This is a genomic window from Leptospira ilyithenensis (assembly GCF_004771005.1).
Lineage (GTDB): Bacteria > Spirochaetota > Leptospiria > Leptospirales > Leptospiraceae > Leptospira_A > Leptospira_A ilyithenensis.
Genome location: NZ_RQHV01000036.1, coordinates 214,112 through 225,636 on the forward strand (window position 1 = coordinate 214,112; position 11,525 = coordinate 225,636).

10 protein-coding genes and 1 tRNA gene are annotated in these 11,525 nt (G+C 43.1%); 3 read left to right on the top strand and 8 right to left on the bottom strand.

All coding sequences use genetic code 11. The annotated features are described in order from the left end of the window. Positions 1 to 3 precede the first annotated feature (3 nt). From EHS11_RS05745 to EHS11_RS05765, 5 genes are read right to left on the bottom strand one after another with little or no spacing between them, the layout of a single operon-like run. Entirely contained in the window at positions 4 to 1,134 is a 1,131-nt protein-coding gene (locus tag EHS11_RS05745; RefSeq protein WP_135763447.1) for an alpha/beta hydrolase, read from the bottom strand. After that, complete coding sequence (locus EHS11_RS05750; RefSeq protein ID WP_135763448.1) at positions 1,131 to 2,255, bottom strand: M23 family metallopeptidase; 1,125 nt, start codon at positions 2,253 to 2,255, stop codon at positions 1,131 to 1,133. The genes EHS11_RS05745 and EHS11_RS05750 overlap by 4 nt, the downstream gene beginning before the upstream one ends. 19 nt (positions 2,256 to 2,274) lie before the next feature. Then, positions 2,275 to 2,679, bottom strand: a complete 405-nt coding sequence (locus EHS11_RS05755) for a bactofilin family protein (RefSeq protein ID WP_109018881.1) — start codon at positions 2,677 to 2,679, stop codon at positions 2,275 to 2,277. A gap of 60 nt (positions 2,680 to 2,739) precedes the next feature. Then, positions 2,740 to 5,292, bottom strand: a complete 2,553-nt coding sequence (locus EHS11_RS05760) for a penicillin-binding protein 1A (protein WP_135763449.1) — start codon at positions 5,290 to 5,292, stop codon at positions 2,740 to 2,742. Between the two features lie 31 nt (positions 5,293 to 5,323). Continuing rightward, positions 5,324 to 6,394, bottom strand: a complete 1,071-nt coding sequence (locus EHS11_RS05765) for a zinc dependent phospholipase C family protein (RefSeq protein WP_135763450.1) — start codon at positions 6,392 to 6,394, stop codon at positions 5,324 to 5,326. A gap of 57 nt (positions 6,395 to 6,451) precedes the next feature. Here EHS11_RS05765 and EHS11_RS05770 point away from each other — a divergent pair, with 57 nt between their 5' ends. Next, positions 6,452 to 7,717 (top strand): diaminopimelate decarboxylase, encoded by a 1,266-nt coding sequence (locus EHS11_RS05770; RefSeq protein WP_135763451.1) that lies wholly within the window; start codon positions 6,452 to 6,454, stop codon positions 7,715 to 7,717. Positions 7,718 to 7,720: 3 nt separating this feature from the next. Beyond that, positions 7,721 to 8,413: an IspD/TarI family cytidylyltransferase gene (locus EHS11_RS05775; protein WP_135763452.1), complete on the top strand. Its 693-nt coding sequence runs from the start codon at positions 7,721 to 7,723 to the stop codon at positions 8,411 to 8,413. Here EHS11_RS05775 and EHS11_RS05780 read toward each other — a convergent pair. The 3 genes from EHS11_RS05780 to EHS11_RS05790 form a co-directional block, all read right to left on the bottom strand. Beyond that, the gene (locus EHS11_RS05780; RefSeq protein ID WP_246047616.1) at positions 8,410 to 9,504 is read right to left on the bottom strand and encodes a PilZ domain-containing protein; all 1,095 of its coding nucleotides are present in this window, start codon (positions 9,502 to 9,504) and stop codon (positions 8,410 to 8,412) included. The genes EHS11_RS05775 and EHS11_RS05780 overlap by 4 nt on opposite strands. Positions 9,505 to 9,603: 99 nt before the next feature. Then, positions 9,604 to 10,134 carry a Crp/Fnr family transcriptional regulator gene (locus tag EHS11_RS05785; protein WP_135763453.1) on the bottom strand — a complete coding sequence of 177 codons (531 nt, stop codon included), beginning with the start codon at positions 10,132 to 10,134 and terminating at the stop codon, positions 9,604 to 9,606. Beyond that, positions 10,131 to 10,550 (bottom strand): cyclic nucleotide-binding domain-containing protein, encoded by a 420-nt coding sequence (locus EHS11_RS05790; protein WP_135763454.1) that lies wholly within the window; start codon positions 10,548 to 10,550, stop codon positions 10,131 to 10,133. Before EHS11_RS05790 ends, EHS11_RS05785 begins: the two co-directional genes overlap by 4 nt. A gap of 457 nt (positions 10,551 to 11,007) precedes the next feature. Between EHS11_RS05790 and EHS11_RS05795 the strand changes: the two genes are divergently transcribed. Next, positions 11,008 to 11,089, top strand: a tRNA-Leu gene (locus tag EHS11_RS05795). Positions 11,090 to 11,525 lie beyond the last annotated feature (436 nt).

An 11,525-nucleotide genomic window follows, 5' to 3' on the forward strand; every position in this document is an offset into this window, starting at 1 on the left:
TATCTATTTCCTTAAGATCCAACCTTCTCCGTTGTATTGTCCCGCACGTCTGATAAACAATCTTTTCTCTATGGAAACTCCAAGTAACACTTGATATATGTCAGTCAGTATGGGTCTGGAAGAATAATATCCGTGACCAAGTCCGCCGATTCCAAGAACCGGAGAGTCCACTTCATTTACATTGATCACATCTATATCGTTGAATCTAAAACAGGTTCCTGCGCGGCTTCCACCATTTACTTTTTGTGAGGCGATGAGTGCGTTGTCTCCGGGGGAACAGTAAAGAGTCACTCGTTTTGAGGAGGCAACCAGATTCGGAGCAAGATTTGTGAATTCCACCTTGTCAAAGTCAGGTGCATTTAGGATCAATTGTTCCAGAAATTTCGTTTTCCCTCTTTTGACTGCAATATCAATCGCAGGCAGTACCACCTGATGTCCCATACTATGAACTACCAGATGGACTTTTTTATTTAACACTATGATTTTGGATAGAAAGTCGGCAAAGGGTTCTCTGTTTAGTTTTGCTTCGATAAAATTGGCTTCGTAAACGGAACGCACCATCAACTGATTTATAATTCCGGCATCGGTTCCCGCTGGCCAAGAATATAAAATCACTTCGCCCGGAAATTTCAAATCATAACGTATCTGTCCCGCTCTGACTACCGCTTCTTCGAAAGGGACATTGAATCCGTGAACAAAGACAAGTACTTCCTCGAAGGGATTTGATTTTATCTTTTGAAAGAAATCTTCTTCTTTTCTATCTCTTTTGCCATTCAAATGAAAAAATGAATTTTTGTCCTGAGAATTGTCCCAGGTAATATCACCAATGGAATGTTTTGCGGGAATTCCTATGATACATTCTCCGTAATGAGTGGTAATATCGCTTAAAAAATCGAATGTGTTTGAATCACAGTTCGGAGCTGCTACTGTTCTTTCCCTTCTGGTGGTTACGTAATTTATGTTTAAATTTTTTGTTTCATCGAAACTATCTTTTGTTCTTTCGTTTAAAAGTTGGCCTATCGTAGGAGGAGTGGCACAATCAAAAAGAGAGAAAATCAGGGGAAGCAGAAAGAAGAGGATCGGTAATTTTGGGGACTGGTTGAATTTCAGAATGCGATATGGGGAAAATGTCATTTATAAGAAAATCCTCTTAATAGCTTTGAAGGGTTTACGTTTTTGCCGTCTTTGATCACTTCAAAATGCAAATGCGGTCCGAAACAATAACCGGTACATCCTGATCTGGAAATTACCTTTCCGACGGATACATAGTCTCCTGACTTTGCATAGAGACGGGAATTGTGAGCATATAATGTCTGGTAGGCGTTGTCGTGTTGGATGATGATTGCGTTTCCGTAACCCCCCATCCAACCTGAATAAATGACTTTTCCTTTCCTTGCGGCCATGACCGGTTCGTAGTTTGCGCGTAAGTCGATGGCTTGGTGAAATTTGTATTGAGGGTATGATCTTGTTCCCCAGCCTGAAGTAATGACCCGGGAGAGCACTGGTATTTTCCAAATGGGAAGAGGATCCGGGATCACCGCTCCGGGTAAGAATACTTTTTGTCCTGATTTGAACAGGTCGTAATCTTCCAGTGTGTTTTCGGAGTAGATGTCTTCCATCTTTACTTTGTAAAAATCAGCGACTTTTGCAAGAGTGTCTCCTTTTTTCATTTTATAAACTAAACCTTGTTTGTTGGGGATGTTCAGAATCTGCCCGGGCAACAAAACTATTTCCGGTTGGATACCCGAGGAACCCGCAATTGCTTCCGTGGAAACTCGGAACTTGGTAGCAATCTCCGATAAGGTTTCATTCCTTTTTACTTTATATTGAATGACTTTCAGTTTTTTAAGTTTGTCTTCCGCAGGTCTGTCTAGTTCGGCTGACCGTAAGATTGCGAATTTTTTCTCTTCAGTTTCTAAAAGATATTTTTCGTCCGCAGCTTTTGCTTCCTTGTCTTTGGAATCGTTTTCCTGAACTTCGTCAATCGTAGTGCTCGGTTCGACGTCCAGATAACTTTCGCTATAGTTCGGCCTATCCCAAAGGATCCCCAAAAGTAGCGCCATAGTGGCTGAGGATGCGAGTAGTGGAAGAACCCGGTAGCGCTTTCTGTTTAAGTCTATCGTTCCGTGAAATACTGCTGTTTGTAGATGAAGATTGTAAAAGTACTTTCCTGGGGAAAGTTGAATGACATTTAAATTTCCCCAGCGAAGAACATGCTTACCGATCGTTGATTTTTCTGGTGATCGAAGTAGCATCTTTCAAAGTTATGCCAGCTTACTCTTTGCTGTCTAAAGATTTAATGCCGCCAAACGATTCTTCAACGATTTTGCGGACATCTTTTTTCTGGCCACCGGTAATTGTGATGTTACCCTTTGCCACTACACCTTTTTGAAGTTCTAAATAAGGAGCTGTGATATCACCTAACATTCTTCCTGTTCCCTCGAGTTTCACCTCTGATTCGGCTTTTATATTTCCGATAAGGGTTCCGGAAATGACTACTTCACGAGCAGCAATATTGGTTTTAACTTTTCCAGTCTCGCCAACTACAAGTGCGTCTTCCGTTTTGATATCTCCTTCGAATTTACCATCAATTCTAAGGGATCCTGCAATATAAAATTTTCCTTCGAAAATGGAACCAGGTCCGATTACGCTATTGATGGAGTCTTTATTGATCGCCATTCCTACTCCTTTTTACCCTTCTGTGAGATTCGTAATTTGAGGCTTTGATGACAAGCCTTTTTAATAATCTATGTCTTCATCGCCGCTAAAGACACTTTTCTTTTTCTTCTTTTTGATTGGTTTCGGTATTTTTTCCGTTCCGGGTGGTTTTGCCACAACTGTTGTCTGTTTCGGCTTTTCCTGGCGAACCGAGCTTGAGGTTTCCGTAGACATCCATTGGGATCCATGATCGGAACAAACATCTTTCGGAACGGTGCTCGGGATAAAATACTCTTCAATGAGCTCTCTGCACTGTCCTCCGGGGAGTTTGCCGGACATGGTACAAACGGCTCTTTTGGTAATTTTTAGATCGGTTGTCCAAGAAAACTCGGCTTTGGGTTCATTGTCAAGAGATCTTGCCATAAACCTTCCCCACACGGGGGCTGCAAGCCTTCCTCCCGTCATCCCTCGTCCTAAGGAAATGGTTCCCACATCATAACCGAACCAAACGGAAGTGACTAGTTCCGGAGTGTATCCTACAAACCAAGCATCTCTAAAATTATTTGTGGTACCTGTTTTTCCATATGCTTTTCTGGAAAGCCCGTAGGAAAGAGCTGCCTTTCCGGTTCCTTCCCGGATCACATCTTCCATCATAGAGGTTACGAGGAATGCGGCCTCGGGGGAGATCACTTGTTTTCTGTCGGATTCATCGAATTCATTTCGGAAGTCTTTGATGATTTTGCCTTCTTGGTTTTCCACATAAAGGACGGAGATGGGGTTTACCGTTTTTCCTCCGGAGGCAAGTGCCGCATAGGCACGGGTCAGTTCGTAGGGAGTGATTTCAAAACTTCCCAGTGAAACGCTGAAATTATAAGGAATGTCCCTGCCGGGAAGTTGAAGTAATCCTTGTAAGGTGCTCATGATATTGGAGAGACCAATTTGTTCCAGAACCCGAACTGCTACGGAGTTTTTGGATTGTTCCAATGCTTTTCTGAGTAGTATAAATCCGGAATATTCCGAGCTGTAATTTTCGGGAGCCCATTCGTCTCCGTCTTCCATCAAATATTGTAAGGGAGAGTCTGCAAATAAAGTAGCGGGAGTTACGTTTTTTTCCGGGTCGGGGTTTTTCCCGGAATAATCCATTGCTGCTGCATATAACACCGGTTTGAATGCCGAACCGGGTTGGCGGAATGCTTGGAAAGGACGAATTTGTTGGTTGTCGGAACGAAACCCCGAACCTCCTACAAGCGCCGTAATATAGCCAGTGTTTGGTCTTATTGAGATGAGGGAACCTTCTACGGGTAACAGGTGATCTTGGGTGGATTGGTTCGCGTAATTATTATCCAGAAAGTCCCCGAGAGAATCGTCACCAGTCAGATAGTTCAGAGTTGTGAACGTATCTCTGATGTCCTCCTGGAATGCGGAACGAAACGTTCTTTCCGTTCTTGAAATTTTAAATTTGAATTCGGGAAGATCATACAAATCTGCAATCACTTCATAAGCTGCACCGAAATTATCGTCAAAGGCATCTATATTGCGGAATGCTCTTTGGTTTGATTCCAGAGTTTGTGCCTGGAGTGCGGGAAACATTGCTTTTTCAGCTTCCGTTTGGTGTTTGATTTGGATGGTGGAATAAATCTTCAATCCGCCGTTGTACAATCTGTCCTTTCCGATGGAACGAAGCAGATTTTTTCGAATGTATTCGGTAACGTAAGGGAAACGGTTCAATCTGTCCGAAAATGCGGAATCATTGGGAGAACGGTTTAGATTGGAATAATAATCCATCAGTGCAGTGTATTCTTTTTCCGCGTCAGTGACTGTCATCCTTCCGTTTTCGATGAGTTTCTTGAATACTACCCGCACTTTGTTGATACTGGAGATCGGATTGGTAAGAGGGCTGAATTGTGTAGGTCTTGTGGTAAGGCTTGCGAGAATGGCTGCCTCCCCCCAGGTAACATCATGGAGTTCCTTTCGAAAATAAAATCGGGATGCAGCTCCCACTCCGATCGTTCCGTGTCCCAATGGAATTTCATTCAAGTAGACTTCTAAAATCTTATCCTTTGGATAAGCCATTTCCAATAAGAATGCAAGCCAAGCTTCTCTTGCTTTTCTTGCGATGGATCTTTCAACGGAAAGAAATTTCAATCTCGCGACTTGTTGTGTGATTGTGGATGCTCCTTCCTTCACTTTACCGGCAATCAAATTGACTACAAAGGCGCGGGCGATCCCTTTCAAATCAATTCCGCTGTGAGAGTAGAATTGATTGTCTTCCGTAGATAGAAAACATTGTATCACTTTGTTTCTGTTATCCTGAGAAAGGCTAGGTTTTTCTTTTTTTAAAATATCTATGTCTACGGGAATTCTGGAAAATTTATAATATTCCGCGATCGGTTCGAATTTACCTTTTTCTGTCTGCGCATAGAGAATGGAAGGTATGTCATACATGGAGGCTTCTTTCAAACGAAAGAAATCCTTCAGTGATCCAGTGAGTAAAAAAACGTTGACCCCGCCCAACACGAAGAGGGCGATTGCGGTTTTTCGAACTACATTCCCTTCTTCCCAAATCCAAGATGTAAGATCTCTAAACCAAATGATAAATATTTTTTCGAAAAGCCCTACAGCTTCTTGTTTCATAATGTCCGACTTTGTTCCTGAATTTAAGGGTTTATACCAAGGGAGAAAATTCTTTCATACTGTCGATCCCCTGGTAACGGAGACCGGTATCCAAATTATAGCCGCCGTAAGTTTCCAAAATCTTAGATCTGTTCTCCGGAGAAAAGGAATATTCATAAGCTCGGGTAAGGATTTCTTTTGCTGAATGGCTAGCTTGGTTGAGTAAATCGATGAAAGAATCCTTGTACACCCGTTTCGGGTCGGCAGGGTAGTTCCATTCCCTTTTTTCCTCATTCATGATCTTGGGGTTGATTTCGCTCAAACTGGGCAACATAAGCACGCTTGCATTGTATTTGTGGAATGTCAGATGATCCACTACGGAAACAAGTCCTCTCATCCAGGAACTTCTGGAGTCAAGAGTGCTTGTAAAACGGTAAAACCCCATATAAGACTCGTTAAGTATATCACCTGGAATGATCTTTCTTTCCGAACCGAGATAGGAGGATCCGAATTCGGTCGGGAAAGTTTCTTTCAGACAATGAAGCCAGAATTGCCAAAGGATAGGATCCATTTTGTTTTTGATCCCGACTGTTCTATGACGGATGTCTATGTATTGGGGGAAATCGTATTCGCGGGCACTCATACCCCAGCGGTAATGAAGCAACATCGTATCCAAACCGAATTCCACCTTCATATGGTTAATCTGTGCCTGGTAGGATATTTTTTTATCACTACTGTAGTAGTCTCCCGAAATATAAAAGATATAAGGATGGGTTTGTACATCCACTACGCAGTGGCAGATATAACCTAATGCGAATGCAAGATAACGATCCCGATAAAGCCCCATCTCCGTTTCGTTCACTTGATCCAAAAAACTAAGTATAAGTTCTGTTACACGGCTGTGATGGGCAAGGTCTCCCCAGAAAGCGGCCTTTTTTGTCTTTTGAGGTTGTAATACATGATAAAAATAAAATATGTCCGGAGCAACCGCACCCAAATTCGCGTAGTGGGAAACATCCTGTCTGTTGAGTAGTGCCGCAATTTTTCTTTGCGTAGCATTCCCGTGTTCCAGGTGTTTTTTTACCTGAGAAAGGGCTTCGATGTGAGTGATCTTTCCTGCCATGTTTCCTTTTTTTGACTTTTAAGAATAGAACCTATTGAAAGTTTTATCTTAATTCTTATGACATCAATCGAAAAACTAAAGTTTTTGAACGAGGACCAGGTTCGTTCCATCGCGGGAGAGTTCGGAACGCCCGTATTTGTCTATTCCCAAGCTGAGATCGAAAAAAAATGCGATGAGGCACTTTCTTTCCCGAATGCCTTCGGTTTAAACGTTCGTTATGCAATGAAGGCCAGTCCCAATGCAAATGTATTGAAGATTATGCAAAATAAGGGAATCCTCATCGATGCATCCTCGGAACATGAGGTGCACCGTGCCGTTGCGGCGGGTTTTCCTTCTTCTGCGATCATGATTACATCCCAACAATTTCCGAAAGACCTTAAATCCTTTATAGAAAAAGGTGTGGAATTTAATGCCTGTTCCTTGCAACAATTGGAGGAATTTGGAAAATTATTTCCAGGTCATACGGTTTCCATTCGTTTTAACCCCGGTCTCGGCTCCGGTCATACCAAAAAAACGGATGTAGGGGGAGTGACTTCCTCGTTCGGGATTTGGCACGAAAAGATGCCCGAATTGAAAGCCATCGTTTCAAAATACAATTTAGTGGTAAACAAAGTCCATACCCATATCGGTTCGGGAAGTGATCCTGAGGTTTGGAAAGCAGTCGCACATTATACCCTGGAATACGCCGAGATGTTTGAATCGGTAACTACTGTTAGTTTGGGAGGCGGATATAAAGTGGGTAGAATGGCGGATGAAAAATCCACTGATTTGCAACTGATCGGAAAACCCGCAAAAGAATTATTCGTTCAATTTGCCGAAAAACACGGGCGCAAATTGACGCTGGAAATCGAACCCGGCACCTATTTGGTCGCGCTTTGCGCATCTCTCATCACAACCGTAGACGACAAAATCGATACCGGTTCCAAAGGGTATTGTTTTTTGAAACTGGATACCGGGATGGACGCAAATACAAGACCTTCGTTGTACGGGGCAAAACATCCGTTAGTGACTGTTCCCGGAGACGGAAGGGCCGTTACCAAAACGGAAGAATATGTAGTAGTAGGACATTGTTGCGAGTCGGGAGATGTATTCACTCAAAAAGAAGGAGGGGAACCTATCGCTCGTTTGATGGCAGAAACGAATGTGGGGGACCTGGTTTCGATGGAAGCGGTAGGCGCTTACTGTTCAAGTATGTCTACCAAAAACTACAATAGTTTTCCCGAAACACCTGAAGTTCTGGTTCTGAATTCCGGAGAAACGAAACTGATTCGCAAAAAACAAGTGTTAGAAGATATATATAAAAACGAAATCAAAGTTTTATAATTCATGCGCAACCTTTATGCAGTCATCCTTGCGGGAGGAGTGGGAACTAGAATCGGAGGGAACACCCCAAAACAGTTCATCCATCTCGCTGGCAAACCGTTATTCCGATATTCGATAGAAGTATTTCAAAGCTGGGGACTTCTTAAATCCTTAACCCTTGTTTCTCATAAAGATTGGATCTTAAAATTGGAAGAGGCGGCCGGTCCAGTTTTGGAAGTCAACGATCGGATTGTGGAAGGGGGTGCTTCCCGCCATTTATCCTGTTTGGCGGGGATTTCCTCCATTCCTTATGATGATGAGGATATGATACTGATCCATGATGCGGCAAGGCCCTTCTTTACCGCTACCGAACTGGACGAGCTTGTAGGTTCTGCGCAAATTTACGGAGCTTCTACCTTGGCGACAGCGGCAACGGAAACGATTGTAAAAGTGGAAGAAAACTCAAATTTTACAAAAGAATCCGTTCCCAGATCCTTGTTGTATATGGTAAAAACTCCTCAGGCGGTCACAGGAAAATTATTAAACGAGCTCCTTGCAAATCCTGTCAGTAAAGATATTTCACTTCATCCGACGGATCTATGTTCCTGGGTGGAAACATTGGGAAAACAAACGGGGATCGTGCCTTGCTCTTCCAAAAACATCAAGATCACTACTCCTACGGATGTAGTTCTTGCTACTGAATTGTTAAAAGCCTAACGTCCGTGGAAAATTCTGAATCTTTGTTTCCAAACCCAGATGCGGAAATGATTCATGTTTTCCGCTGACTCGATTTGCAAACCGTAACCTACCGGTTTCCCATAACGAGCGTTCGGGTTGGACCATCGGACGATCCCTTTTAAGGAAATAGTACCCGAACGGGTGAGTATTTTTACGGAGATAAGCTCTCCCATTTCGTAAACCACATCTGATTTGATGTAAAGTCCTTCCGTGGAAATATTTACAAGCTCTCCCGTGGATTCTCCAGGAAGGTTTTTGCCCGCTTCTATTTTATTGGAAACAGGGTATCTCGGTGCGAATACTCTGGTAAGAAATTTCAAAAATTCTTCTTTTTCTTCTTTCTGGGCTACCTGAAATTCGTATGTGATGCCCGCGAGGTCGGTGCCGTCAGCTTCCCGATCCAACCTAATGATTGTTCCTTTTACGGAGATGGGAATGATTTCTCTTTTTTCATTTTCCAATTTGAGATGGAGATTGATCGGATCGTCTTCTTTTAAAAAATGATGTTGCGGTAAAGGTATAAGAGCGCCTGAGCCCGAGACATTGATGGTATAACCATCTCCTTCTCTTTCTCCGTCTACATTGGTCCAATGAAAAGGAACCGGATGAGTCTCCCTGTATCTTCCTCTCCAACCTCTCTGCAATCCGCTTAAGTACGGAGCGGATATTTCCTTTCTTAAAAAATAAAAAATAGCACCTAATATAACTGCGGTGAAGACGGCGTTCCAAACGATGTCGGGAGTCTGCAACCGGATGCCGGCAAGAAAAAGCTTTTTGCCAAGGCTGATCCAGGCCACCATCCAAAGATTGTAAGAAGCCAGAACAATGGCGAATAGCAGAAACAGATAATAACCGAATTTCTTTTTTGCGACGAGTCCGTATGCAATCACAAGGCTCAGTGCGGAGAGAAAATACTGCAGCGGCTGAATCCGATCAAAAACGTGATCCCATCTTTGGCTTAAGTCGTATAAGGCGGCGGTAGCAAAAAAATTAAGAAACGGAATCGTAAAAAATATAAGGGCAACGAATAATATGGGAAGCGGATAGTGGAATAATCGAAGTGCCATCATGAAAAATCTCCAAAAAAAAAAAGTTAAGTCAAGAAATTTTTACGGATTCCTTTGCAAATGATGCAATGCACGATAAATACATTGCAGTTTTGCATTTTGTCATCCTGTTCCTTTATTTTTCTCTTCCTCCGGCGGGGAAGTTTCCATTGGGGTGTTAGACGGTTCTGCAGCATCCGGATTTGCTGCTGCGGGCTCCCGGTTCAAACTATCTTGGTTGAGTAAAGAATAGATTTCTTCTTTTCTTTCCGTAACTTTCTCTTCTACCTCGGATAACCTGCGAATGATGCTATGAAGTAGTACGGATAGGAAAGCAGGGCTTTCTTTTCCCATTCCCAGAAAGATCTCCCGGTTGATAATCCCCAGTTTCGTATCTTCTGCGATGGCAATGACGGTAGCCGCACGGGGAGAAGGTTGGATGAGCGCCAGTTCTCCAAAAAATTCCCCCGGTCCCATTTGGCGAATGATCAGGTCTTCTCCATTTCCCGTTTTTTTCGTGACTTTCAATTTTCCGGAAAAAATAAAATACATGACCCCGTTTGTTTCTTCGCCTTCCTGAAATACCGTCTGGTCTTTGGGAAAATGGCGAATGCTCACTTCGCTTAGGAAACGTTTCAAATGATCCGTGCTCATGTTTCCTCCGATTTCATTTCTTCTATTATTCTTTCCAATTCATTCAGTCTGGTTTCCGCACGGTGCAGTTTTTCTACGGAACTGCGTAGTAGGTGAAATAGAAAATGTGCGTTGATCTTTGCCAATTTTTCGAACTGGTCTTCTCGTAAGATTCCGAGTTTGGCATTTGCGGAAACAACGCTCACACTCATCGCTCTAGGATTACGTGTGATGAGTGCCAGTTCTCCAAAAAACTCACCTGGTCCGAGTCCTTTGATGATTTCCTGCAGACCGTCAGGATTTTTTTTTGTAACGGCAAACATTCCCTGCATGATGCAGTACATATTGCCGTCGTGATGGTCGCCTTCCCTAAAGATAATTTCACCCCGCGCATAAGTCTGCGTGGAAATATTTTGCATGTATTCTAGTATATTCATCGTAGACCTTCGGGTCATTTCTCCTTAACGGAACTGTTTGTCATTTAGAAAAACACTCCACGCTCTTTTTCGCGGAACATCCGTCCGGCGAAAAAACTTCGGCCATCCCTGGCCTCGCCGTTTGCGAGAACTGTTTTCCGAATTGTTCAATATAATATAGTATTTGAAATTGCACATCCAAACTACAAAATTAGTAATTCAGAGTATTCTAAAATTCTAATTTATGTTTTCGATACTACTGGCAAGTATGGTTCGTTGGAAATCAAAACTTTACCACTTTCCAATGGAATTTGACGAAACCGGGAAATCATTCCCTTTCCTGTTTTGATAAAAATAAGAACTTTCTTCCTATTTTCCAAAGAAAAAATCCGCCGGTAATTCTTTAGGAAACGAAGGGTCTTTTGGAAAATCTCTCTCGACAAGGAAGCCCTCCATAACAATATGCCTATAACTACATGCGGGCGTGGCGAAATTGGCAGACGCACCAGATTTAGGTTCTGGCGCCGAGAGGCGTGGGGGTTCAAGTCCCTCCGCCCGCAAAATCAGATCTCATTTTCAAAAAATCCAAACAAACGACGAAATACTTGAGGGCTTGAACAGTCGAACGATCTGTTAGTTTCGTGACCCATAGGGAACGAAACTAACAGACCCGAGGAAAGGAAGTCCGAGGGAGAGAGCCATAGAGTGCGAGAATGTGAACTGGGCGGTAGGCCGACTGACTTTTGGAAACTCACGTCAATCTTTGAGATGGGCTTAACCCACCGAAGGGAGACATCTCTCTTGCTTTTAAGAGACTATGTTAGGATGGAGAGGCTCACATCTTTTCCTTTTGTCCGAAGCGAGGCTCTCCTTATAAGATGGGATTTTGGTATCCCCGCCCTGATTTGGGAGGGGTGAACCACCCATCCCGTTACCCATAAGTAAGTAACTTCCACATGATTGCCGCAGATTGTAATTTGTAAAGTCCCCTAGCCA